This is a genomic window from Aurantimonas marina (assembly GCF_017183135.1).
Lineage (GTDB): Bacteria > Pseudomonadota > Alphaproteobacteria > Rhizobiales > Rhizobiaceae > Aurantimonas > Aurantimonas marina.
Genome location: NZ_JADDXW010000003.1, coordinates 246,328 through 268,619 on the forward strand (window position 1 = coordinate 246,328; position 22,292 = coordinate 268,619).

Sequence of the window (22,292 nt, forward strand, 5' to 3'; positions counted from 1 at the left end):
TCTCGAACAAGGATTTTGGGAGCCGCCTGATGGCCACGACAAAGATCGACACCAACAATTTCAAGACCGACGTTCTGGAGAGCGACAAGCCCGTCGTCGTCGACTTCTGGGCGGAGTGGTGCGGCCCCTGCAAGATGATCGCGCCGAGCCTCGAGGAAATTTCCAACGAGATGGACAATGTCCGGATCGCCAAGGTCAATATCGACGAGAACCCGGACATCGCGGCGCAGTTCGGTGTCCGCTCGATCCCGACGTTGATGATGTTCAAGAACGGCGAGCCGGCGTCCGTCCAGGTCGGCGCCCAGTCGAAGTCGAAGCTCGTCGACTGGATCAAGGCCTCCGCCTGAACGCTTTCGGCGTCGCGCGTTTCACGTGAATCAGACAAGGCCCGGGCGGATCGTCCGGGCTTTTTGCGATTCACGTGAAACGATCCGACCGTTGCCGACCGAGTATCCTCACGCTTCGGCGTATTCTTCGTCGCTGACGTGTTCGAGCCAGTCGACGGCGCCGCCATCCTGGCTCTCCTGCATGGCGATGTGGGTCATCATCGTTTCCGGCCCGGCGCCATGCCAATGCTTCTCGCCGGGCGGAATCCAGACGACGTCGCCAGCGCCGATCGTCTGGATCGGTTCGCCGAAGGTCTGGAACCGGCCCGTACCCGCGGTCACGTAAAGGGTCTGTCCCAGCGGGTGGGTGTGCCACGCCGTCCGCGCGCCCGGTTCGAACATCACCACGACCGCCCGCAGTCGCGACGGCTCCGGCGCCTCGATGATCGGGTCCTGCCAGACGGTGCCGGTGAAATAGTCCGCCGGTACCCGGCGGGTCGGCACGGTCCCGCGACGCTTGATCTCCATCTTTCTCTCCCTGCCTTGCCACGATCGACCGGCCTCCTCGTCCTGCGGGGCGGCCACCCTTCCAAGGCGGTGCCCGTCGGGCGCCGAAAATCGGCTCTCTCAGCGCGGCGCGAGACCGCTCTGGGCCAGCACATCCCCGACCAGATAGAGCGAACCGCAAATGAGAAAGCGCGGCGCCCGGTCGCTGTCCCAGGCCGACGAGACCAGGCGGATGGCTTCCTCCACCGTCGCGCAGGGCTCGGCGTCGAGCCCTGCCGCGATCGCTGCCTCGGCCAGTTCGCTCGGGTCGATGCCGGCGTCGGATGCTTCCACCGGCACGGTGAACACATGCCGGGCGATCCCTGCGAACGACTCGAAAAAGCCCATCGGGTCCTTGGTGTTGATCATTCCGGCAATGAGGAACAACGGCCGCGACACCCGTTCCTCCATGTCGGCGAGAGTTTCGGCTATCGCCGCGCCAGCACCGGGATTGTGGCCGCCGTCGAGCCAGAGCTCGGAGCCGGGGAAGGCGGCGCGATAGAGCGGCCCCGAGGCGATCTGCTGCATGCGGCCTGGCCATTCCACCTGCGCCAGACCCGTCTCGATCGCTTGGTCGCTGGGGCCGAATCCAGCATGGCGGAGCGTGGCGATCGCGGTTGCCGCGTTGATCAGCTGATGGCGGCCCGGAAGCCGCGGCATCGGCAGGTCGAGAAGCCCCGTATCGTCCTGATAGACCAGCCGGCCATGCTCCTCATAGGCAAAGAAGTCCTGGCCATAGACCAGCAGCGGCGCGTTGGCGCGATCGGCCATGGAGGTGAGCACGTCGAGAGCGACCGCTTCGCCCTGCTGGCCGACGATGACCGGCACGCCTGGCTTGATGATTCCGCCTTTTTCCGCCGCGATCAGTTCAACCCGATCGCCGAGATAGGACTGGTGATCGAGCGAGATCGACGTGATCACGGTCGCGGCCGGCTTTTCCAGGACGTTGGTCGCATCGAAGCGCCCGCCGAGACCGACCTCGATCAGCGCGACATCGGCCGGCTGCTCGGAAAACAGCAGGAAGGTGACCGCCGTCAGGATCTCGAAGACGGTGATCATTTCCCCGCCATTGGCGGCCGCGGCCCTCACGACGGCGTCGGCCAGAAGCCGGTCGTCGACAAGCGCACCGGGCTGGCCGTAGCGGCCGATCCGATAGCGCTCATGCCAATTGACCAGATGTGGCGAGGTGTGGACGTGGGTCGCCCGGCCGTCGGCCTCCAGGATCGCCCGGCAAAAGGCCGTGACCGATCCCTTGCCGTTGGTTCCCGCGATATGGATCTGCGGCGGCAGACGGTGTTGCGGGTCGCCAAGATCGGCGAGCAGCCGGCGAATGCGGTCGAGCGACAGGTCGAAGCCCTTCGGATGCTTCAGCATCAGGGATTCGATCTCTGTCGTGGCCAGTGAGGTCGTGGTCATGGATGAGAATTACGCGAGAGCATGAGCGGATGCAAAACCGATTCAGGCGGCCGGCTGCGGCTCGGACGGCGCGGTCTCGGGCTCGACTGTCGGTTCCGGCTCATCCTCGATGCGCGCCGCAATATCGACGGGCGTCTTGGTCAACAGCTTGGCCAAATTCGCGATCGTCGCCTTCAGTTCATGCCGGTGGACAACCATGTCGACCATGCCGTGGGCCATGAGATATTCGGCGCGCTGGAAGCCCTGGGGCAGCTTTTCGCGGATCGTCTGCTCGATGACGCGGGCGCCGGCAAAACCGATCACCGCGCCCGGCTCGGCGATATGGACGTCGCCGAGCATCGCGTAGGATGCCGACACGCCGCCGGCCGTCGGGTTGGTCAGAACGACGATGTAGGGCAGCCCGGCCTCTTTCAGCATCTCCACCGCGACGGTGGTGCGCGGCAGCTGCATCAGCGACAGGATGCCCTCCTGCATTCGCGCCCCGCCGGAGGCCGCGAACAGCACCAGCGGCCGGTTTTCCGCGATCGCGGTCTCGAAGCCCTTGATGATTGCCTCGCCGGCGGCCATCCCCAGCGAGCCGCCCATGAAGGCGAAGTCCTGGACGATCGCCATGACCGGGAGGCCCTCGATCGCGCCCCGCGCCGCGATCACGGCGTCGTCCATCTCAGCCTTGGCCTTGTACTCCTTCAGGCGATCGACATAGCGCTTGGAGTCGCGGAATTTCAGCGGATCGATCGCGACCTTCGGCAGCTCGATCGTCTCGAAAACGCCGTCGTCGAAGAAGTTCCTCAGCCGGTCCCTGGCGCGGATGCGCATGTGGAAGTCCGAGGATGGGATCACCCACTGGTTGGCCTCCAGATCCTTGTGGAAGACCATCTCGCCGGTCTCCGGACACTTGATCCAAAGGTTTTCCGGCACCTCGCGCGCGGCGAGGAGGCTGGAAATCTTGGGGCGGACGTAGTTGGTGATCCAGTTCACGGCGCGGCTGTTCCGATTGACAAGGGTTGTTCGCAGATGGTCGTCCGGTCACGCATCCGCAAGACGGGCGGCGCGAACGCCGCCGGCAAGATCGCGCACCAGATCGGTGACGGCCGTCACCGTGCCGGCTCCCGGACGGCCGTCGGTCAGCGACGCCTCGATGGCGTTGATCAGCGCCGAACCGACGACCACGCCGTCGGCCGCCCGGCCGATCTCGCGGGCCTGTTCGGCGCCGCGCACGCCGAAGCCGACGCAGACCGGCAGGTTCGTGTGGCCCTTGATGCGTCCGACCGCGGCGGCGACCTTGCCCGCGTCGGGCGCGGCCGAGCCGGTGATGCCGGTAATCGAAACGTAATAGACGAAGCCGGAGGTGTTCTTCAGAACCGCCGGCAGGCGCTTGTCGTCGGTGGTCGGCGTCGCGAGGCGAATGAAATTGAGGCCCTTGTCCAGGGCCGGCAGGCAGAGCTCGTCGTCCATCTCGGGCGGCAGATCGACGACGATCAGACCGTCGACCCCGGCGGCCAGCGCGTCCTCAACGAAGCGCTCGACGCCGTAGACGTAGATCGGGTTGAAGTAGCCCATCAGGATCAGCGGCGTCGTCGTGTCGCTTTCGCGGAAGGCGCCGACCATCGCCAAGGTCTTTTTCAAGCTTTCGCCGGCCTGCAGGGCGCGCAGGCCGGCCTTCTGGATCGCCGGACCGTCGGCCATCGGATCGGAGAACGGCATCCCGAGCTCGATGATGTCGGCGCCGGCGCCGGGCAGCGCCCTGACGATTTCAAGCGCGGTATCATGGTCCGGATCGCCCGCCATGACGAAGGTGACAAGGGCGGGACGGTTCTCTGCGGACAGCGCCCGGAACCGGTCTTCGATGCGTGTGGTCATGTCAGGCTTTCGTCACTTCGGCGATCCACTCGGCGGTCGCCGCGTCCACATGCTCGACGGCAAAACCGACGATCGCGGGCGTCTCGTAGGGATGTTGCGCACGGATCGCTTTCGCGCAAGCATCGAACAGATCGGCACGGGTCTTGACCGTCAACGGCCATTCGTCGTGCCGCTCCTTCTTGCCCTGCCAGAGATAACGGCTGTCCACCTCCTTGCCGATATTGCAGCAGGCCACAAGCCGGCCGTCGAGAAGCGCATGCGACAGTTCGCGCGCCACCTCGAGCGTCGGGCAGGTCACGTGGATTTCGACGATGCTCGTCACGAACCTACAACTCCACGCCCAGATGCTTGGCCGCCGTGAACACATCCTTGTCGCCGCGGCCGCACAGATTCATCAAGATGATCTGGTCCTTGCCCATCTTCGGCGCCCGCTTGACGACTTCCGCGAGAGCATGGGCCGGCTCCAACGCCGGGATGATGCCCTCGACACGGGTCAGCATCTGGAAAGCGTCCAGCGCCTCGGTGTCCATGATCGGGACATATTCGACCCGGCCGGCTTCCTTCAGCCAGGAATGCTCCGGCCCGATGCCCGGATAGTCGAGCCCGGCCGAGATCGAGTGGCCCTCCTTGATCTGGCCGTCCTCGTTCTGCAAGAGATAGGTGCGGTTACCGTGCAGGACGCCGGGCGAGCCAGCGGTCAGCGAGGCGCAATGCTCCTCGCCGTCGAGCCCCTTGCCGCCCGCCTCGACGCCGACCATCGCCACGTCCTTGTCGTCGAGGAAGGGATGGAACAGGCCGATGGCGTTGGAGCCGCCGCCGACGGCGGCCACCAGCATGTCCGGCAGCCGGCCCTCGGCCGCCATCATTTGTTCCTTCGCCTCCTGGCCGATCACGCTCTGGAATTCCCTGACGAGCTCGGGATAGGGATGCGGACCGGCGGCGGTGCCGATCAGGTAATAGGTGGAATCCACATTGGTCACCCAGTCGCGCAGCGCCTCGTTCATGGCATCCTTGAGCGTGCCGTGGCCGGAGGTGACGGGGATCACCTCCGCGCCCAGCAGCTTCATGCGGAAGACGTTGGGCGACTGCCGCTCGACGTCGGTCGCGCCCATGTAGACGACACAGGGAAAGCCGAAGCGGGCGCAGACCGTCGCCGTCGCGACGCCGTGCTGGCCGGCCCCGGTCTCGGCGATGATCCGGGTCTTGCCCATCTTCTTGGCGAGCAGGATCTGGCCGAGGCAGTTGTTGATCTTGTGCGAGCCGGTGTGGTTCAGCTCGTCGCGCTTGAAATAGATTTTCGCGCCGCCAAGCTTTTCGGTCAGCCGCTCGGCAAAATAGAGCGGCGACGGCCGGCCGGTGTAATGGGTGTTGAGATTGTCGAGCTCGGCCTTGAACGCCGGATCGGCCTTCGCCGCCTTCCAGGCGTCCTCGAGGTCAAGGATCAGCGGCATCAGCGTCTCGGCGACGAAACGCCCGCCGAAATGACCGAAGCGGCCGTCCTCGTCGGGACCGGCGCGAAACGAGTTCGGGGTCAGCGGCTGGTTCACGAGGCACGGGCCTTTCTCGCCGGCTCCTCCATACGGAGACGATCCAGCGCGTCGAAGAAGGAATGAATGCGACCGACATCCTTGACGCCGGGCGCGCTCTCCACCCCGGACGACACGTCGATGCCCGACGGCCGCGCGATGCGGATGGCATCGACGACGTTCTCGGCGTCGATACCACCGGAAAGCATGTAGGGCGAAGCCGGGTCAAGGCCGGCGAGAATCCGCCAGTCGAAAGCGACTCCGTTGCCGCCGGGAAGGTTGGAGCCCCTCGGCCGCCTGGAATCCAGCAGCAGACGGTCGGCAACGTGTAGATAATCCGCGATCGCGGCAAGGTCGCCGGCCTCGGCGACCGGCAGCGCCTTCATCACCTTCAGGCCGGTGGACGCCTTGATCGCGGCGACCCGCTCCGGGCTCTCCTTGCCGTGCAATTGCAGCCAGTCCGGCCGCACCTCGGTCGCGAAACGCGCAACCAGCTCGTCGTCCGGATCAACGGTGACGATAACGGTCTCGGCGCGCCTGGCCACGGAGCCGACGAGGTCCGCCATCGCCGCGATGTCGAGATGGCGCGGGCTCTTGGCGAAATGCACGAAGCCGACATGGCTGGCGCCACGCGCCAGCGCCGCCGCGATGGTCGCGGGCGTCGACAGGCCGCAGATCTTGACGTCGAGTTTCATGACTCCCGAAGTGGCATCAAAGGCCAACAATGTCGAGAGTGTCATTGGTGCTCAGGCGGGTGGCCCTCGAAGCCGGCGTCCCTCAGGAACTGCCACGCGTCCATCACATGCGCGGGAATCTCCACGGCTGCGGCGAAGCCCCTCGCCGGATAATCGATCAGGCGCTGAACGTCGCCGACCATCTCGTCGATCAACAGAGCCAGAGGGTGGTGGCGCGTCGGCTGATCTTCGAACGAGGTATGCGGAGCGGTGACCCGAGCGTCAACCCGGGGCCATTGTCGCGCAACAGCCGCCAGCACGCGACGCTGCGTCTGCGGCTTTGTGACGATCACGACGCTGTGGGTCTGGTCCCCGAGCAGAGCACCAGAGAAGCGCAGGTTCTCGCCGATGTTGGTCGCCTGGGGTTCGACGAGGATCGCATGCTCGGGGACGCCCTGCGCCATACAGCGTCGTGCGAAAGCTTCCGCTTCCGTCGTGTCGTAGAGCCCATCCGTCCAGTTGCCCGAGCACCCGGTCAGGACGAGCTTCGGTGCGATCGCGCTTTGGTAGAGTTCGCTGCAGCGATCAGCCACTCGTAGGTCGTAGCTGCCGAGGCCGACGATCGCGTCGCAGGCGGCCGGCACGTCGTAGACGGCATGGAACGTCCAGAGGATGCGAGCCGCTTCCAGCGCCGCTTTGTTGACCCATTTACCCGAAACTGATCGCATGCAGACCGGCCCCGTGCCGCTTCAGCCAATTCTTGCCGTGGTCCATGCCGGGACAGAGCTCGCGGCAGAGCGCCCAGAAGGCCGGCCCGTGGTTCATCTGACGAAAATGCGCCACCTCATGGGCGACGAGATAATCGAGCACCTCCGGCGGGGCCATGACGATCCGCCAGGAAAAGGCCAACCGCCGATCGATGGTGCAGGAGCCCCAGCGGCTTTTCGTGTCCTTCAGCGCCATCGCCCGTGGACGCAGACCCACGGTAGCCGCGTGGCGGTCGACGCAAACTTGCAGATCATGCCGCGCCTCGCGCTTCAACGCCTCGACGACGCGGCGGGAAAAATGCTCGGGCGCGCCGCCGACGAAGAGATGCGCCTCGCCCTCCACGGCCTCGAAGCGGCTGGCGCGGCGCTCGGATGCCTGGACCAGCAGCAATTGGCTGCCCCGAAACGGGATGGTCGCGCCGTCCACTGCTGCGATCCGGTCGGGCGCCCGAGCGACGCGTTCCTCCACCCAGCCGCGATGCCGCTCGAGAAATTCCGCAATCGCCCGCGCCGGTACCTTTTGCGGTGCCGTGACGACGATTCCGGTTCCGCCCGGAGCAAGCCGCAGGATCAGCCGCTTGGCGCGCGGATTGCGGCGCACGGTGACCGGGACCGGGCCGGCGGCAAGGTCCAGACGCTCGGGGATGGCGGGGGCGCGGCCAGTCCGTCGGGGGGAGAAAAGAGACATCGGCAGGACGCACCGTTCCGCGAAGCGACGCACCGCCGCGATTCGACTCCACCCTATAGCGGAGCCCGCCGACACGCGACAGAAAGACGGCGGCGCTCGAGAGAACGCCGCCGTCGATTATGCACACTGCCTGGCCGGTTAGGCGGGCTGGCCGTCTATGGTCTGGCCGCTGGTCTGGTTCTGGCGGTCGGCCATGAAGCGGTCGAACTCCTGCTGGTCCTTGGCCCGGCGCAACTCGCGGGCATAGGACTCGAACTCGGCCGCCGCCTCGTTCAACCGCCGCCGCTCCTGGTCGAGGCGGGACAGCTCCTTTTCGCGCCACTCGTCGAAGGCGACGTTGCCGGTGCGGGTCTCGCCGAAGGGGTTGACCGCGCCGGTGCGCTTCAGTCCGCCGAAGAAACGGTCGGTCGAGCGGTTGACGTCCCGCCGGAAGCTCTCCAAACGGTCACCCCAGAGAATGTAGGCGAGCATCGCCAGGCCGAGGGGCCAGTAAATCATGAAACCGACCACCATCAATGCTATGGTCGCGGGCGTCCAGGCCGGACGGATCAAGGCTTGCGAAGTCATCGCAGTCACTTCCTTTCAAAATGGCCGCGATGCGCAAGCATCGCGGGGGCTTCGACAATTCGACACGGTAGTATTCAGATGGTGAGAGTCGCTCTCCCGTTCAATCGGTCGGCTACGAAAATCGGCATCGAGCGCGGCGCTCTCGGGCGCGACGAGGCCCCGCCGGCGATGTCTTCCGAGCATCCAGGCCCCTGGATGGCGGGCGTTCCGACGTTTGCACCGGCTGCGCAAAGCGCCCGGTCTTGAGCGTCCTTGCGGCCTGCCTCGGCCTTTTCTGGGGCGCGTTTCTCGCCGCGACCATCCTGCCGGGCGCGTCCGAGCTGCTTCTGATCGGGCTGATCATTGAAGGCGTCGCGGAGCCGTGGCTGTTGGTCCTTGTCGCGGGCGTCGGCAACACACTGGGGTCGGTGGTCAATTGGTTCTGCGGCCGGTTCCTGCTGCGCTTTCAGGATCGACGGTGGTTTCCGGTGAAGCCGAAGCAGCTCGAGGCATCGACGCGCTTCTTCAATCGCTACGGCATCTGGACGCTGCTGTTCGCCTGGTCGCCGCTGGGCGGCGACGCGCTGACCGTCATCGCCGGCACATTGCGGGTGCCGCTCGTCCCGTTCATCGTGCTGGTCGCGATCGGCAAATTCGCCCGCTATGTCGTGGTCGCAGGTGCGACCGTAGCCACAACCGGTTAGCGAGCCCCGCGACCGTCGTCCGCCATACCGTCCTCGCCGGAATTGGCGTTCAGTGTGCGCAGGATGTCCTTGGCGGCGAAAGCGGCGGCCCGCTTGAAGGCCTCGTCGGTGTCGCCGCGAAAGGACAGAACGCGGTCCAGAAGAATACGGTCGGTTGCCACGTCCAAAACGTCGACCCGCCCCGCGCCGACGAGTGTGCTCATCTTGTGGATCGACCCAAACACCAGGAAGTGGGCGCCGGCCGCTCGGGCTTCCCGGAGAAGCAAATCTGCCGACGTGCTCCCGCGGCTGCATCGCGAGCGTTCGGTGCAGGGCAGTTCGATCGTCTTGAACGACGCGTCTCTATCGACCCTGTTACGGATTTCCTCGCGAAACAGCGCGAGCCGCGCCATGTGCTCCTTGGCTTGATCCGCCGGTTCGCCGGAAGAATCGGAATAGTCGAAGCCGATGACCGCTATCGTGCGTATACTGTCGGCAAACGCTGGCGCGGCAAATAGGGTGGTCATCGCCACGATGATACTCGGCAACGATTTTGCGCGATTAAGGCTCGCCATGATGCATCATCCTCCTGAAGACCCCCGAACAAATAGACGAATGATCGCGCTAGACGAATTTTCCCGATTCCGCCCCCTGGTCGAGTCGCGGGGCGGATCGGGCGGCGGTGATCGCGTCGGTGCGGCTGGCGCGGTCCCGCCACACCGGGCATGGTCCAGGGTATGGACCTGACCGCGCCCATCGACGCCTATTGCGAGCGGATCGGGACCGGCTTCTGGGCCGAATCGCTCAATGCATCGTCCAACATCGCATTCTTTGCCGCGGCGGTGTTGGGGCTCTGGTACTGGCGACGGGCGCCGGCCCGAGACTGGCCGAGCCTCTATCTCATCTATCTCGTCGGGGTCATCGGAACCGGCTCGTTTCTGTTCCACACCTTCGCAAACCGATGGTCGAGCCTCGCCGATGTCATTCCCATCGCGATTTTCATCTATGCCTATTTCGGCCTCGCACTCCGACGCTTCGTAGGGACCTCCCGGATGGCGGCGTCTGTCGGCACGCTCGGCTTTTTCGCGGCCTCCCTGACAGGCGAGCCGCTGCTCGCCTCACATCTGGGATCATCGGCCGGCTACGTTCCCGGGCTTCTCGCCTTGTACGCCATCGGTGCCCATCTGATCGCGCGGAACCATCCCCAGGGCTGGCCGGTGTTCACCGCCGGCGCGGTCTTCACCGCATCGCTGGCATTTCGAATGGTCGACCTGCCGCTCTGCCCGGATTGGCCACGCGGGACGCATTTCCTCTGGCACATTCTGAACGCGACAACTCTGGGGCTTCTGCTCGTCGCGGCGGTGCGCGGTGCACCGCCTAAACCACGATGAAATCGAATCTAGTCCAGTCAGTGAGCGCTGAATGCGAGCAGAACGCCAATGATCGAGCTCACCCGCCGTCAACGATGGCATTGCCCAGACACGCACCCGTCACTAGAGCCTGTCCCCAAAAAAAAGGCCGGACGCCTCCCCCGAAGCATCCGGCCTTGGCGGTCCCCCGCCTTATGGAACTGTCGCGCCGCGATCGCGCGGCTAGTCAGGCGCCAGCGTAACCCGCCGCCATTCGCTCCTTGCCCTGCCGCACCACGACCCGCGCATCCATGGGAACGCGCTCGTAAAGGTCGAGGATGTCCTGATTCATCAGACGGATACAGCCAGACGACGCGGCCGTGCCGATGGTCCACCATTCCGGCGTTCCGTGCAGCCGGAACAGCGTGTCCTTGCCACCCTGGTAAAGGTAAAGGGCGCGGGCACCGAGCGGATTGCTCAGGCCCGGATCCATGCCGTCGCGATAGGGCTCGAGTTCCGGCTTCCGGTCGATCATTTCGCCTGGCGGAAACCACTTCGGCCAGGAGCGTTTGGCACGAATGTTGGCTTCACCAGCCCACGAAAATCCGGCGCGGCCGACGCCGATGCCATAGCGCATCGCCATGCCGTCGGCTTCGACCACATACAGAAACCGGTTCGGCGTATCGACGACGACCGTGCCCGGCTCGTACTGGCGGCCTTCCTCGAAGGACACGCGCTGACGCAGATATTGCGGATCGATCTTGTCCGTCGGGATGGCGGGCAGCGCATAGCCCTCGTCGACAACGGCGCCATAGCCGAGTTTCGTCGTCGCGCCGGCACTGCCTTCGGTCGGGAGAGAATCGGGCGCGGCATAGGCGGCGACCTGCGCATTGCCCGACGGACTGAGCGACGCGCGCTCGGATGTCGCGCACCCCGCCATCGTCGCGACCGCCAGCATGGCAGCGCCTGCGAGGATAATCTGTCTGATCTTCATAACGAATGCCAAGTTGGGTGCGATGGATGAAACGGCCGCTGTGCGAACCGCGCGTCTGGTTGCCGACCATCTGAAGCCATCTCTTCGATAGGCCCCGCAGGTTGTTGAAGCAATGGCCCTATCTGGCACACGGATGGTTAACAAGCGCTTTGTTGCCGCCGGGTGACAGTTGACGGGACCGGCCACCGCGACATCTCCTTGATCTCGCGATGATCGCAGCCACTAACGAGGACGTCTCATGAATATCGGGGAAGCATCCCGGTTGTCGGGTCTGCCGCCGAAGACGGTCCGTTATTATGAAGAAGTGGGGCTGATAAAGCCGGCCAGGGCAACCAACGGCTATCGCTGCTACCGTGACCGTGACGTGCACATGCTGCGTTTTCTGCAGCGCTCGCGCTCCTTGGGCTTCACCATTGAAGAAGCGCGGCGGCTGTTGTCCCTCTACGAGGATTCCAACCGCAAGAGCGAGGACGTCAAACGCCTCGCCAATTCGCGGATCGCGGAGATCGACCGCAAGATCGCGGAACTGAAATCGCTGAAACGGGCGCTCGCGGATCTCGCCGAGCAATGCCATGGCGATCAGGCACCGGACTGTCCCATCCTGGACGAGATCGCGGGGAAGATCCGGGCAGAGGCGTAGACTCCAGCGAGTGGGCTCGGAATGCGGGCGATGTCCGCCGACCTGGCCCTTTGTTTCTGGTTTGTTTCCATTTTCGCTTGTCGCCGATCATGCGCCCGGGCTATCTATGAACGATGCCGCTCGTTTCACCCTTTCCCGTCGATCCGCTTGCCGACGGACGCCAGTCGGAGCGCGCCTTGATGGTGCGCCGCGGCGTCCAGCGGCTGATGACCGCGCGACGGGTTGCGACGCTGCCAGAAATGCCCCTGGCGTCCGGTCGGCGCGCCGATCTGATCTGTCTTTCGCAGAAGGGAGAATTTTCGATTGTGGAGATCAAGACCTCGATTGAAGACTTCCGCGTCGACCGGAAATGGCCGGACTACCGGCAGCATTGCGACCGGCTCTATTTCGCCACCCATCCGGGCGTGCCCGGCGATATCTTTCCGTTGACCTGCGGCCTGATCGTCTCGGACGGCTATGGCGCCGAAATCCTGCGGGACGCACCGGAGGAGAAGATGGCGGCGGCGACGCGCAAGGCGCTGATGCTGCGCTTCGCGCGACTGTCCGCCGACCGCCTCCTGCAGGCGGAATGGGCAGCCAACCCCTTGATGATTGGTCCTCGGGTGACCGCCGCCCTGCCGGATGGGTGATCTCGGGTCAGCGCCGCGCGTGCTTGGCCAGGATGCGCTGCAATGTCCGCCGGTGCACGGACAACCGCCGCGCCGTCTCCGAGACGTTGCGATCGCAAAGCTCGTAAATCCGTTGAATGTGCTCCCAGCGCACGCGATCGGCCGACATCGAGTTTACCAGCGACTCGGCGCGCGCCTCGTCATTGCCCGCAAGCACGGCCACGATGTCCTCGACGTCAGCCGGCTTGGTCAGATAGTCGATGGCGCCGAGTTTCACGGCGGCGACCGCGGTCGCAATGTTGCCGTAACCGGTGAGAATGACCGAACGCGCACCATGGCGCGCCTCCTGCGGAGCCGCGACGAGGTCCAGGCCGCTGCCATCGCCAAGCCGAAGATCAATCACCGCGCAGGCCGGCGCTCCCGCTCGTAGCCGCTCCAGCCCGTTCGCGAGGCTGTCGGCAGACACCACATCGAAGCCGCGCTGTTCGAGTTCCCGGCTCATGCGCAAGAGAAACGACCTGTCATCATCGACGAGAAGCAGCGACTGGGCCTCATCCCGCGTTCGGCAGCCATTCGGGGCGACATCCCCCCTTCTCTCAGCATTGCGCTTTCCTCCGTTTCTCGTGTCATGGCGCGGCATCATCTTCGCTACGAATTCACAAATGCGCATTGGTCTGCGTGCGCCGGGGGTTCCCGCGGCCTGAAAGAGCGCACGGGCCAGCAGCGTCCGCCGGCAGGTGTCGTCCCGTGGGCCGAGCCGCATGACACGTACGCGGCCGGCCGCAAAGCGGATCACCCCACGGATGGAACTTCGTGACCCATCGGTCGCTTAGCCTTCACCCAATCAACGAAGGAATCGACCCATGGCACTCGCCAATCTCAAGGACATCTATCTCGACCAGCTTCAGGACATTCACAGTGCGGACAGTCAGGCGGCGAAGGTGACGCGCGAACTGGTCGATGCCGCTCACGACGACGGGCTGAAGCAAGCGCTCGAGCATGGCGTCACGGGCATCGAGGAAGGTCTGAAGACGCTGAAGGGCATCATCGCGGCGCATGGCGCCGACCCCAGCGCCGAATTCTGCAAGGGCATGGAAGGTCTGGTCCGGGAAGCCCGCGCCCATGGCATTGAGGAAGACATCACCGACCCCGACGCGCGTGACGCGATGATCATAAGCCAATATCAACGCATGGCGCATTACGCGATCGCCGGCTATGGCTGCCTTGTCGCCTTCGCCACGCGCCTCGGCTTGGCGGACGAGGCCCACAAGTTGCAGCGGTGCCTCGACGCGACCTATCATGGCGACCGCACGATGACCGAACTGGCGGTCGGTGGCATCAACAAGGCCGCACTGGACTGACCTGGCCAACCACAATTCGAGGGATGCCGCGAGGCCGTCGGGAGCTTCCGACGGCCTTTGACGCGTCGTTGCAGTTCGTACGGTGGACAGTGCAATTCAGGGGCAGTGAAGCGTCGCGACATCGGATAGCAGGACCAAGCCGGTTTCCCGGTGGAATGAGCCCCCTGTCCGATTTGATGAATGGCAGGCCGCCCTATCGCCGGAGACGGTCCTTTGCGGCGAGAAGGCGTTCGGGGCTTCGGCGAATCGCGAACACAGGGCTCCGCGCAGCTTGAGTCCACCCGAGCAATTGGCCCATAAGAGGCTTGCTTTGGCGACAGGGCGTGAGCCGCGATGTCCGCTATACGGGGCACGAGATATTTCCGACATGCGCAAGAACCGTTCAACTCTTTGGCCCGGCGTTCCGCTCGCGCTCGGCTCAGCCGTCCTGTTCGGCGCGTCGGCTCCCCTCTCTAAGCTGCTGCTCGGTTCCGTCGATCCGTGGCTTTTGGCCGGCATCTTGTATCTTGGCGCGGGTCTCGGGCTGGCTGCCGTCCATTTCGGACGGCTGACGTTCAAACTGCCCCAGGTCGAGGCCCCTTTACGGAAAGATGATCTGCCGTGGCTGGCGGCCGTCGTCGTCCTGGGCGGCGGCGTCGGACCGCTTCTGCTGATGTTCGGCCTGTCTTTGACGTCGGCGGCTTCCGGCTCGCTGCTTCTCAATCTCGAGGGCCTGGCGACGATGGCGATCGCGTGGCTGGTCTTTCGGGAAAACGTCGATCGGCGGCTGTTGTTCGGCGCCTTCGCCATTCTGGCCGGCGCGGTGCTGCTGACATGGAATGGGCAAGCGTTGCAGATCGATCTCGGCGGATTGCTGATTGCCGGGGCGTGTCTGGCGTGGGGAATCGACAACAATCTGACCCGCAAGCTCTCCTCGGCAGACCCGGTGCAAATCGCCATGATCAAGGGCCTCGTCGCCGGCAGCGTCAATCTGGGCCTCGCCCTCTCCTTCGGTGCGGGACTGCCCGCGCCCGGCTTCGCCATCGCCGGGGCTGCCGTCGGCTTCTTCGGTGTCGGGGTGAGCCTCGTCATGTTCATGCTCGGCCTGCGCCATCTGGGTACGGCGCGGACAGGGGCCTATTTTTCCCTGGCGCCTTTCATCGGCGCGGCCCTGGCCATCGTTCTTCTGGGCGAGGGGATTTCGCCGCAATTCGCCGTGGCGGGCCTGCTGATGGCTTTCGGGCTATGGCTTCATCTGAGCGAGCGGCACGATCACAAACACGCGCATGAAGCCCTGGAGCACGAGCACGCCCATGTTCACGACCTCCACCACACCCACGAACATGATGGGCTCGTCAGCGAGCCGCATTCACACCGGCATCGGCACGAACCGATGCGGCACAAGCACCCGCATTATCCCGATCTCCACCATCGCCATAGCCATGGCTGATCGACGCCAACCCGGACCGTTTGCGCGTTCGTGACGGCCGCAACGAAGCCGAAGGCCTGTACGACCGGGCGAAGACATCGCGCGCGGACTCGACGCCAGGGCCGCCGCGTCCCGCCGCTCACCGCTTTCGCGGCTTGGCCCGCGCCGTCGGGGCGGCGCCGGCCGGGTCCTCAGGCCAGACGTGCTTGGGATAGCGGCCGCGCAAGTCCGCCCGCACATCCGCCCAGGACCCGGACCAGAAGCCCGGCAGATCGCGGGTGATCTGGATCGGCCGGTGGGCCGGTGACAGCAGCTCGATGGTCAGAAGCAGCCGTCCGTCGGCGATCGCCGGATGGCACGTCAGACCGAACAGTTCCTGTACCCGGATCGCGAGAACCGGCTGGTCTTCGTCGTAGCGGATCGGCACGCGCGAGCCGGTCGGCGCCTCGAAATGCGACGGTGCGAGCTCATCCAGCCGGCCGCGCAATTCGTCCGGGATCAACCCACGCAGCGCCTCCGACAGTGCGCCGGGGGTGATTTGCGCCAGGCTCGTCACCCCCGGAAGATAGGGCATCAGCCAGTCGTCGAGACCGGCAAGCAGCGCCGCGTCGCAAAAATCCGGCCAGGGCGGGCCATAGGCCTTGGCCAGGAACCGCAAGCGCCGCAACAGCCGCTCGCCCTCCTTGCCCAAGGGCAGCGCCGACAGGCCGAGGCGGCGAATGCCCTCGGCGAGCGCGCGGGCGGTCGCTTCCCCGGACGGCGCCGGCAGCGGCGCCTCCGACAGCGTCGCGCGGCCCAGACGCCGGATGTTGCGCGCCCGCACCGCGCGCGCCGTTCCATCGAAGGCAACGACCAATTCGCTCACGGCCCGTTCGGCGGCGATCCGCTCCATCGCCGCCTCGCTGAGCGCGGTGGCCGACAGGATACGGCCGGCGCGCGCCTGGCCCTGCAATTCGGCGACGACCAGGAATTTTTCGCGGGCCAGCGCTGACGTCTCGTCGAGGACGCCGCCGCGCCCACTGGTGAGGACGAAATGACCGCGGGCACCACGGGCGACCGCTATCCGGTCGGGATAGGCGAGCGCCAGCAGCGCCCCCGCTTCGTCCGGCGCGTCCTCGCCGGAAGCGGATGCGGCCTCGCGCGCCGTCGCGGCGATCCGCCGTGCCAGGCCGTGCGCCGCCTTGGCGCGCGGGCCGCGATCGGCGCGAAACCGGCGCAGGCGCTGGGCGAGATCGGTGTCGGTGCCGCCGAGGCCGCGTTCGGTGAGGAGAAGGGCGAGCATCGCCGCATGCAGCCGCGCATCACCGCCGGCCGCGACGACCATTCGGGCAAGGCGCGGCGGCAGGGGCAAGCCCCGCATCGCCGCGCCCGTCGCGGTCAGCCGGCCGGTTGCGTCGAGCGCGCCGAGTTCTGTGAGAAGTGCCCGTGCCTCGGCGACCGCGGGCGCTGGCGGCGGATCGAGGAAGGCGAGATCCGACGGTTCGGCGACACCCCAGGCAGCGCAGTCGAGGACCAGACCGGACAGGTCGGTCGCGAGAATCTCCGGCCGGTCGAAGGCGTCCAGCGCGGCCGTCTGCTCGGCGCGCCACAGCCGGATCGCGGTTCCGGGTGCCGTGCGTCCGGCGCGGCCCGCCCGCTGGTCGGCCGAGGCCCGTGACACGCGCACCGTCTCCAGGCGCGACAGGCCGGTGGCCGGCTCGAACACCGGCTGCCGCCGCAGCCCTGAATCGATGACGACCGAGACCCCGTCGATGGTCAGCGACGCCTCGGCGATCGCGGTGGCGAGCACGATCTTGCGGGTGCCGACGGGCGCCGGGCGAACGGCCTGATCCTGCGCCGCGCCGTCCATGGCGCCGAACAGCGGCGCGACAACGACATTTTCGGGGACGATGGTACCCAGCCGCTCGGCGACCCGCTCGATCTCGCGCTGGCCCGGCAGGAAGACCAGAAGGCTGCCCGCCTCCTCGGCCAGCGCCGCCCGCGCGGCGGCGACGACCGCGTCCTCCACCGGCTCGGTGCCGGGCCGGTCGCGGTAGCGGACCGTCACGGGAAAGGCACGCCCGGCGCTCTCGATCACCGGGGCGTCGCCAAGCAGCGCGGCGACGCGGGCGCCGTCGAGGGTCGCCGACATGACCAGAATCCGCAGATCCTCGCGCAGCGCCGAGGCGACGTCCAGCGCCAGCGCCAGGCCGAAATCGCCATCCAGCGAGCGCTCGTGGAACTCGTCGAAGAGAACGGCCGCGACGCCCTTGAGCTCGGGGTCCGAAAGGACCATCCGGGTGAAGACACCTTCGGTGACGATCTCGATCCGGGTCTTCGCCGAGACCTTGGTGTCGAGCCGCATGCGCCAGCCGACGGTCTCGCCCACCGCTTCGCCGGTGATCTCAGCCATCCGCCGCGCCGCGGCGCGGGCGGCGAGCCGGCGCGGCTCGACGAGGAGTATCTTGCCACTGGCCATGAAGGCTTCGCCCAAGAGGTGCAGCGGCACCAGCGTCGTCTTGCCAGCGCCGGGCGGGGCGACGAGCACGGCGCGGCCAGCGTCGGTCAGGGCGGCGGCGACGTCGGAAAGGACCGCCGAGACCGGCAGTTCGGGAAGCGCTAGCCGCGTCACGGCTCCCCCGCCGCCGGCAGCTCCACCATTGGCCCGCCCGCCGCTTCTGCGTCCTCGCGGTCATGGGTAACCAGCAACGCGGGTATGTCTCGCTCCGCGACGAGGCCGAAGACAAGGCGCCGGATCGTTTCGCGCAATTCGGCATCGAGACCGGAGAAGGGCTCGTCGAGAAGCAGCGCCTTCGGTTCGGCCAGGAGCGTGCGCGCCAGCGCGACGCGGGCGGCTTGACCGCCGGACAGGGTCGCAGGATCGCGGGCGAAATGGTCTCCAAGGCCGACCTTGTCCAGCATCGTCTCCGCCGCCCGACGGCGGGCATGGCGGCCCTTGATGGCGGACGGCAGGGCGAACAGAAGGTTCTCGCCGACCGACATGTGGGGAAGCAGCAAAGCGTCCTGGAAAAGCAGGCCGATGCGACGGCGCTCCGGCGGCAGCCCGGTCAGGTCGCGGCCATCCAGCTCGACACGTCCGCTTGCCTGGAAGGCCGGATCGAGAAAGCCGGCGATCAGCGCGAAGAGCGTCGATTTGCCGGACCCGGACGGCCCCATGACACTCAACGTCTCTCCGGGTGCGATGCGTGTGTTCAGCGCCAGCAGCCGGCGCTCGCCGAGCCGGATCTCTACGTCGTCGAGCCGAAGTCCCCTGTCATCCATCATCATCCGGCCCTCATGCCGCGCCGGTGACGCCAGAGCAAGATCGGAACGAGACCGGACGCGGCGAAGGCGAGGAACGGCAGCAGCGTCTGCAGCAGCGCATAGGCGCCGATGATCCGGCGATTGCCGCCCGAAGCCAGCGCCACCGCTTCGGTCGTGATGGTCGGCAGCCGTCCGGCGCCGACGAGAACGGTCGGCAGATATTGTCCGACCGAGACGGCGAGGCCGATCGCCAGTGCGGTCAGCACCGGCGCGGTCAGCATCGGCAGACGCACCCATGTGAACACGGACATGCGCGAGCGGCCGAGGCTTGCCGCGACCCGCTCGTAGCGGGGATCGAGGGCGAACCAGGGATCGGCGAGGGCCAGCGCCGCATAGGGTGCGACGAAGACGAGATGGACGGCGACGAGCAGCGGGATCGACGGGGTCAGGCCGACGACCAGAATCAGCACCTGCAGGCCGAAAACGAAGGAGATCTGCGGCACGATCAGCGGCAGATACAGCAACCCGGCGATCGCCCGGGGCAATCGCACCTCGCCGCCGCGCACCGCCGGAAACCGGCGGCGATGGCCTTCGAGCAGCGCAATGACGAGGACCAGCGCCAGCAAGGCAGCGGCCAGCGCGACGACGAAGGTCGTCCAGAGCGGGCCGGACGCCCCGACGAGCGCCCGGCGCCAAGTGGTCAGGTCGAAGCTACGCGGCAACAGGTCGGGAAAGCCCCAGAGGCCCGCCACCGACCAGGTCAGCAGCATCGCGAGCCCGAGAAAAACCGCGATCCCCGACAACGCGACCGGCACCGCGGCGAGATCGCGCGCCAGCCGATCGTGGGCGAAGCGCCGACCGGTGTGGGCGAAGCCTCGGCAGGCCCAGCCCATCACGCGCTCGCCCGCCAGCCAGACCAGAATGACGAACAGGGTCGCGCCAAGCTGCAAGATCGCCCCCGCGGAAGCCTGAAAGCGCATGGCCAGATCCGGATCGCCCATCCAGCCGAGCAACCGCACCGCGAGCGGCCCCGGCGTCGAGGGTCCGAGGATCAGCGCCACATCGACGACAGAGGAAGCAAAGGCCGCGACCGCGATGACCGGCAGACGGATCTGCCGGTAGACCGAGGGCCAGATCGCCAGCATGAAACCGGCGATCCGGCCATAGCCGAGCGAGCGGGCCAGCCGCATCCGCCGCTCGGGATCGGCCTGCGGCAGCGCGGCGAAGGCCACAAGCAGCAGGAACGGCATTTCCTTGGCGACCAGCGCGGCCATCATCGAAAGGGCAAGCGGATCACCGACGACCAAAAGATCCGGCGGGCGGTCGAAGCCGAGCGCGGCGGCGGCAAGGCGGAAGACCAGCCCGGACGGGGCGATCAGGAAGAGAAGGCCGAAGGCCGCGGCGGCATGGGGCACGGCCAACAGCGGCGCGAGACCTTGGCGGGCGAGGCGGAATGTGCGCGTGCCGAAGAAGGCGGCGAGAAAGATCGCTACGCCCACCACCGAGACGAAGGTCGTCAGCAGCCCGGACGCGACGCTCAACGCAACCGATGTACCGATGCCCGGCTCATTCAGGAGATCGCGAAACGGTTGCAGCGAGACCGTGTCCCCGCCAAGCGCCGGCAGATAGCCGAAGGCTGGGAGGATCGCGCCGGCGAGGCCAACAGCGACTGGAGCGGCGAGGAGGAGCGCGATCAGGTATGGGTTAATGAACAGACCGGAGGAGCGTGGTTGCCTATCGTTGCGCTCGCGTTGCGGGTGGGCTGATAGAGGTAACTGGTCCAAAGTCAGATCTATCGCCCGTAGTGCAGACGACACGCCGCAATTTCCAGTGTCTGGCTTGTTCCGCTTCCGGTCACCCGATAGACCAGCCGGTGTTCTCGGGTGATACGGCGGGACCACCAACCCTGGAGCCGCCCCTGCAAAGGTTCCGGCTTACCGATGCCGGAAAATGGTGATCGCATAGTGTCTTTGATCAACGCATTCAGGCGGCTGAGGCCGGTGCGATCGGTTTCTAGCCAGTATTGATATTCGGTCCAGGCGTCGGAGGAGAAGACAAGCTTCACTCCTCCGACAAGTCGTGGACCTCTCCCTTACCCGAATCAAGCTCGGAAATCGACCGTAACAGGCGCTCGGCATTGGTCGGAGAACTCAGGAGATGGAGCGTTTCGCGCATCCCCTCCCACTCCGATAGAGCCATAACGACCAGCGGCTCGTGGTTCTGCCGCGTGACCACCAGTTCGGTGCGGTCCGCTTCGACCCGATCGAAATAGGAGGCCATGTTGGCCCGAAGTTCCGAGAAATTCACGTGCGACATGGGCCATCTCCTTGTGTACTTACTTATGTACAAATGAGCAATTCTGTCAATTTTCCCAGTCCCCGTCGCAACCGCCTATCCGACAATGCCCCCGATAACGTTGGCCAATCGGGGGCCCCTCAGCTCCCGTAGCGCGTCTTCCACTCGGCCTCGATGCGGGTCATCCAGGAGGCGTCCGGCTCCGCCAGAACCGGGCCGAGTTCGGTCGGAGCCAGGGTCGCGACGCCGCGATCCAGATTGGCGAAGGCCTTTCGATCCTCTTCGGGCAGCTTGTCCATGGCCAGCACGGTCGGGTCGCCCCAATATTGCGGGTCTTCCTTGCGCAATTGCGCTTCCGGCGAGAGCAGGAAATTGGCGACGACCATCGCCGCCGCCTTGCTTCCCGAATTATAGGGGATCGCGACGAAATGCGTGTTGCCGAGCGTGCCTCCCGGAAAGGTGAAGGAGCGCACCGTGTCCGGCAGTTCGCCGGCCGCGATCGCCGCCGACGCCTCGGCCGGGTTGAAGGCGAAGATGATGCCGAGTTCGCCGTCGGCGAGAAGCTGCTTCATCGCCGGATAGTTCTGCGGATAATCCCGGCCGCCGCGCCACAGCGCCGGACGGAGCGCGTCGAGCCAGGCCCAGAGCGGCGCCGTCACCGCCGCGAACGTCGCCTCGTCGACCGGTTTCGCGAGCACGGACGGGTCGTCCGCCTGTTCGATCAGCACCTGTTTCAGGAAGCTCGAGCCGATGAAGTCCGGCGGCGCCGGATAGGAGAATTGGCCCGGATTGGCCTTTGCCCATTCCAGCAGCGCGTCGGTGTCCGTCGGCATGTCGGCGACTGGGCCCGAGCGGGCGGTGTCGGTGAAGAACACCATCTTCGCCCCGCCCCAGGGCGATTCCTGGCCCTTGGTCGGGACGGTGGAATCGACGGTGACGCTGGGATTGGCCGTATCGACATAGCGCCAGTTCGGCAGCTGGGTCGCGAACCCCTCCGCCAGAAGGCCTTTCTCCTGCATCGAGACGAAATTCTCGCCATTGATCCAGACGAGGTCGACCGAACCGTCCGCGTCCTTGCCGGCGGTCTTTTCGGCAACGACCGCGGCGACGGCGTTCGCGGTGTCGTCGAGCTTGACATGCGTCAAAGTGACGCCGAACCGGTCCTTAACCTCGCCGGCCACCCACTGGATGTAATCGTTGATGTTCTGCGAGCCGCCCCAGGCGTTGAAATAGACGCTCTGGCCCTTCGCCTCCGCCAGAACCGCCTCCCAGTCGGATGGTTCAGGCTCGGCGGCACTGGCGGACACCCCAGCCAACACGGCGGAAGCGAGCGCGGCCGCCCCGACAATCCATGCCCTCATG

The 22,292-nt window shown here is 66.2% G+C and carries 26 protein-coding genes; 7 read left to right on the forward strand and 19 right to left on the reverse strand.

Annotated features, from left to right (window positions below; genetic code table 11):
• Window positions 1–29 precede the first annotated feature (29 nt).
• A complete protein-coding gene (gene trxA / locus ING15_RS05515) occupies window positions 30–347 on the forward strand; it encodes a thioredoxin (protein ID WP_206453775.1) in 318 nt (105 codons plus the stop codon).
• Window positions 348–455: 108 nt separating this feature from the next.
• Here trxA and ING15_RS05520 read toward each other — a convergent pair whose 3' ends face one another.
• From ING15_RS05520 to ING15_RS05565, 10 genes are all read right to left on the reverse strand, one after another.
• Entirely contained in the window at window positions 456–854 is a 399-nt protein-coding gene (locus tag ING15_RS05520) for a (R)-mandelonitrile lyase (RefSeq protein WP_206453776.1), read from the reverse strand.
• A 99-nt stretch (window positions 855–953) separates the two neighbouring features.
• Entirely contained in the window at window positions 954–2,288 is a 1,335-nt protein-coding gene (locus ING15_RS05525; protein ID WP_206453777.1) for a bifunctional folylpolyglutamate synthase/dihydrofolate synthase, read from the reverse strand.
• Window positions 2,289–2,330: 42 nt separating this feature from the next.
• On the reverse strand, window positions 2,331–3,266 hold the full coding sequence (gene accD, locus ING15_RS05530; protein WP_206453778.1) for an acetyl-CoA carboxylase, carboxyltransferase subunit beta: 936 nt from the start codon (window positions 3,264–3,266) through the stop codon (window positions 2,331–2,333).
• A gap of 48 nt (window positions 3,267–3,314) precedes the next feature.
• On the reverse strand, window positions 3,315–4,148 hold the full coding sequence (gene trpA / locus ING15_RS05535; RefSeq protein ID WP_206453779.1) for a tryptophan synthase subunit alpha: 834 nt from the start codon (window positions 4,146–4,148) through the stop codon (window positions 3,315–3,317).
• Between the two features lies 1 nt (window position 4,149).
• Entirely contained in the window at window positions 4,150–4,470 is a 321-nt protein-coding gene (cutA, locus tag ING15_RS05540; RefSeq protein WP_332873775.1) for a divalent-cation tolerance protein CutA, read from the reverse strand.
• A gap of 4 nt (window positions 4,471–4,474) precedes the next feature.
• Window positions 4,475–5,695: a tryptophan synthase subunit beta gene (gene trpB, locus ING15_RS05545; protein ID WP_206453781.1), complete on the reverse strand. Its 1,221-nt coding sequence runs from the start codon at window positions 5,693–5,695 to the stop codon at window positions 4,475–4,477.
• On the reverse strand, window positions 5,692–6,369 hold the full coding sequence (locus tag ING15_RS05550) for a phosphoribosylanthranilate isomerase (RefSeq protein ID WP_206453782.1): 678 nt from the start codon (window positions 6,367–6,369) through the stop codon (window positions 5,692–5,694). The genes trpB and ING15_RS05550 overlap by 4 nt, the downstream gene beginning before the upstream one ends.
• A gap of 41 nt (window positions 6,370–6,410) precedes the next feature.
• Window positions 6,411–7,076, reverse strand: a complete 666-nt coding sequence (locus ING15_RS05555) for a YdcF family protein (protein ID WP_206453783.1) — start codon at window positions 7,074–7,076, stop codon at window positions 6,411–6,413.
• On the reverse strand, window positions 7,057–7,809 hold the full coding sequence (locus ING15_RS05560) for a M48 family metallopeptidase (protein WP_408628677.1): 753 nt from the start codon (window positions 7,807–7,809) through the stop codon (window positions 7,057–7,059). The genes ING15_RS05555 and ING15_RS05560 overlap by 20 nt, the downstream gene beginning before the upstream one ends.
• 132 nt (window positions 7,810–7,941) lie before the next feature.
• Window positions 7,942–8,370 carry a DUF2852 domain-containing protein gene (locus ING15_RS05565; protein WP_206453785.1) on the reverse strand — a complete coding sequence of 143 codons (429 nt, stop codon included), beginning with the start codon at window positions 8,368–8,370 and terminating at the stop codon, window positions 7,942–7,944.
• A 242-nt stretch (window positions 8,371–8,612) separates the two neighbouring features.
• Between ING15_RS05565 and ING15_RS05570 the strand changes: the two genes are divergently transcribed.
• Window positions 8,613–9,053 carry a YqaA family protein gene (locus ING15_RS05570; RefSeq protein WP_206453786.1) on the forward strand — a complete coding sequence of 147 codons (441 nt, stop codon included), beginning with the start codon at window positions 8,613–8,615 and terminating at the stop codon, window positions 9,051–9,053.
• Here the strand turns inward: ING15_RS05570 and ING15_RS05575 are convergent.
• Window positions 9,050–9,607, reverse strand: coding sequence for a DUF2380 domain-containing protein (locus tag ING15_RS05575; RefSeq protein WP_206453787.1), 558 nt, complete (start codon window positions 9,605–9,607; stop codon window positions 9,050–9,052). The genes ING15_RS05570 and ING15_RS05575 overlap by 4 nt on opposite strands.
• A gap of 162 nt (window positions 9,608–9,769) precedes the next feature.
• Between ING15_RS05575 and ING15_RS05580 the strand changes: the two genes are divergently transcribed.
• A complete protein-coding gene (locus ING15_RS05580) occupies window positions 9,770–10,423 on the forward strand; it encodes a ceramidase domain-containing protein (protein ID WP_206453788.1) in 654 nt (217 codons plus the stop codon).
• A 205-nt stretch (window positions 10,424–10,628) separates the two neighbouring features.
• On the opposite strand, the gene ING15_RS05585 is transcribed toward ING15_RS05580, so the two are convergent.
• Window positions 10,629–11,375: a L,D-transpeptidase gene (locus ING15_RS05585; protein ID WP_408628674.1), complete on the reverse strand. Its 747-nt coding sequence runs from the start codon at window positions 11,373–11,375 to the stop codon at window positions 10,629–10,631.
• Window positions 11,376–11,613: 238 nt separating this feature from the next.
• Here ING15_RS05585 and cueR point away from each other — a divergent pair, with 238 nt between their 5' ends.
• Window positions 11,614–12,015, forward strand: coding sequence for a Cu(I)-responsive transcriptional regulator (cueR, locus tag ING15_RS05590; protein ID WP_206453790.1), 402 nt, complete (start codon window positions 11,614–11,616; stop codon window positions 12,013–12,015).
• A gap of 113 nt (window positions 12,016–12,128) precedes the next feature.
• On the forward strand, window positions 12,129–12,644 hold the full coding sequence (locus ING15_RS05595; RefSeq protein ID WP_206453791.1) for an MmcB family DNA repair protein: 516 nt from the start codon (window positions 12,129–12,131) through the stop codon (window positions 12,642–12,644).
• A gap of 7 nt (window positions 12,645–12,651) precedes the next feature.
• On the opposite strand, the gene ING15_RS05600 is transcribed toward ING15_RS05595, so the two are convergent.
• Window positions 12,652–13,263 carry an ActR/PrrA/RegA family redox response regulator transcription factor gene (locus ING15_RS05600; protein WP_206453792.1) on the reverse strand — a complete coding sequence of 204 codons (612 nt, stop codon included), beginning with the start codon at window positions 13,261–13,263 and terminating at the stop codon, window positions 12,652–12,654.
• A gap of 223 nt (window positions 13,264–13,486) precedes the next feature.
• On the opposite strand from ING15_RS05600, the gene ING15_RS05605 reads away from it, so the two are divergent.
• Together ING15_RS05605 and ING15_RS05610 are read left to right on the forward strand one after the other, a co-directional pair.
• Complete coding sequence (locus ING15_RS05605) at window positions 13,487–13,984, forward strand: YciE/YciF ferroxidase family protein (RefSeq protein ID WP_206453793.1); 498 nt, start codon at window positions 13,487–13,489, stop codon at window positions 13,982–13,984.
• Window positions 13,985–14,351: 367 nt separating this feature from the next.
• On the forward strand, window positions 14,352–15,413 hold the full coding sequence (locus ING15_RS05610; RefSeq protein WP_206453794.1) for a DMT family transporter: 1,062 nt from the start codon (window positions 14,352–14,354) through the stop codon (window positions 15,411–15,413).
• Window positions 15,414–15,531: 118 nt separating this feature from the next.
• On the opposite strand, the gene hrpB is transcribed toward ING15_RS05610, so the two are convergent.
• From hrpB to ING15_RS05640, 6 genes are all read right to left on the reverse strand, one after another.
• Window positions 15,532–18,003 (reverse strand): ATP-dependent helicase HrpB, encoded by a 2,472-nt coding sequence (gene hrpB / locus ING15_RS05615; protein ID WP_206453795.1) that lies wholly within the window; start codon window positions 18,001–18,003, stop codon window positions 15,532–15,534.
• Complete coding sequence (locus tag ING15_RS05620; RefSeq protein WP_408628678.1) at window positions 18,000–18,653, reverse strand: ATP-binding cassette domain-containing protein; 654 nt, start codon at window positions 18,651–18,653, stop codon at window positions 18,000–18,002. Before ING15_RS05620 ends, hrpB begins: the two co-directional genes overlap by 4 nt.
• A 2-nt stretch (window positions 18,654–18,655) precedes the next feature.
• On the reverse strand, window positions 18,656–20,419 hold the full coding sequence (locus tag ING15_RS05625) for an ABC transporter permease (RefSeq protein WP_332873776.1): 1,764 nt from the start codon (window positions 20,417–20,419) through the stop codon (window positions 18,656–18,658).
• An 8-nt stretch (window positions 20,420–20,427) separates the two neighbouring features.
• A complete protein-coding gene (locus tag ING15_RS05630) occupies window positions 20,428–20,700 on the reverse strand; it encodes a Txe/YoeB family addiction module toxin (RefSeq protein ID WP_206453796.1) in 273 nt (90 codons plus the stop codon).
• Window positions 20,697–20,951 (reverse strand): type II toxin-antitoxin system Phd/YefM family antitoxin, encoded by a 255-nt coding sequence (locus ING15_RS05635; RefSeq protein WP_206453797.1) that lies wholly within the window; start codon window positions 20,949–20,951, stop codon window positions 20,697–20,699. The genes ING15_RS05630 and ING15_RS05635 overlap by 4 nt, the downstream gene beginning before the upstream one ends.
• 119 nt (window positions 20,952–21,070) lie before the next feature.
• On the reverse strand, window positions 21,071–22,291 hold the full coding sequence (locus tag ING15_RS05640; protein WP_206453798.1) for an ABC transporter substrate-binding protein: 1,221 nt from the start codon (window positions 22,289–22,291) through the stop codon (window positions 21,071–21,073).
• Window position 22,292 lies beyond the last annotated feature (1 nt).

Bases quoted from the DNA above. Each gene is read 5' to 3' on its own strand.
- ING15_RS05580 (WP_206453788.1), top strand. From the start codon at position 9,770: ATGGACCTGACCGCGCCCATCGACGCCTATTGCGAGCGGATCGGGACC.
- trxA (WP_206453775.1), top strand. From the start codon at position 30: ATGGCCACGACAAAGATCGACACCAACAATTTCAAGACCGACGTTCTG.
- ING15_RS05640 (WP_206453798.1), bottom strand. From the start codon at position 22,291: ATGAGGGCATGGATTGTCGGGGCGGCCGCGCTCGCTTCCGCCGTGTTG.
- ING15_RS05610 (WP_206453794.1), top strand. From the start codon at position 14,352: ATGCGCAAGAACCGTTCAACTCTTTGGCCCGGCGTTCCGCTCGCGCTC.
- ING15_RS05550 (WP_206453782.1), bottom strand. From the start codon at position 6,369: ATGAAACTCGACGTCAAGATCTGCGGCCTGTCGACGCCCGCGACCATC.
- cueR (WP_206453790.1), top strand. From the start codon at position 11,614: ATGAATATCGGGGAAGCATCCCGGTTGTCGGGTCTGCCGCCGAAGACG.
- ING15_RS05525 (WP_206453777.1), bottom strand. From the start codon at position 2,288: ATGACCACGACCTCACTGGCCACGACAGAGATCGAATCCCTGATGCTG.
- ING15_RS05595 (WP_206453791.1), top strand. From the start codon at position 12,129: ATGCCGCTCGTTTCACCCTTTCCCGTCGATCCGCTTGCCGACGGACGC.
- ING15_RS05620 (WP_408628678.1), bottom strand. From the start codon at position 18,653: ATGGATGACAGGGGACTTCGGCTCGACGACGTAGAGATCCGGCTCGGC.
- ING15_RS05635 (WP_206453797.1), bottom strand. From the start codon at position 20,951: ATGTCGCACGTGAATTTCTCGGAACTTCGGGCCAACATGGCCTCCTAT.
- ING15_RS05520 (WP_206453776.1), bottom strand. From the start codon at position 854: ATGGAGATCAAGCGTCGCGGGACCGTGCCGACCCGCCGGGTACCGGCG.
- ING15_RS05555 (WP_206453783.1), bottom strand. From the start codon at position 7,076: ATGCGATCAGTTTCGGGTAAATGGGTCAACAAAGCGGCGCTGGAAGCG.
- ING15_RS05575 (WP_206453787.1), bottom strand. From the start codon at position 9,607: ATGGCGAGCCTTAATCGCGCAAAATCGTTGCCGAGTATCATCGTGGCG.
- ING15_RS05600 (WP_206453792.1), bottom strand. From the start codon at position 13,263: ATGCCGCGCCATGACACGAGAAACGGAGGAAAGCGCAATGCTGAGAGA.
- ING15_RS05605 (WP_206453793.1), top strand. From the start codon at position 13,487: ATGGCACTCGCCAATCTCAAGGACATCTATCTCGACCAGCTTCAGGAC.
- ING15_RS05565 (WP_206453785.1), bottom strand. From the start codon at position 8,370: ATGACTTCGCAAGCCTTGATCCGTCCGGCCTGGACGCCCGCGACCATA.
- ING15_RS05585 (WP_408628674.1), bottom strand. From the start codon at position 11,375: ATGAAGATCAGACAGATTATCCTCGCAGGCGCTGCCATGCTGGCGGTC.
- trpA (WP_206453779.1), bottom strand. From the start codon at position 4,148: ATGACCACACGCATCGAAGACCGGTTCCGGGCGCTGTCCGCAGAGAAC.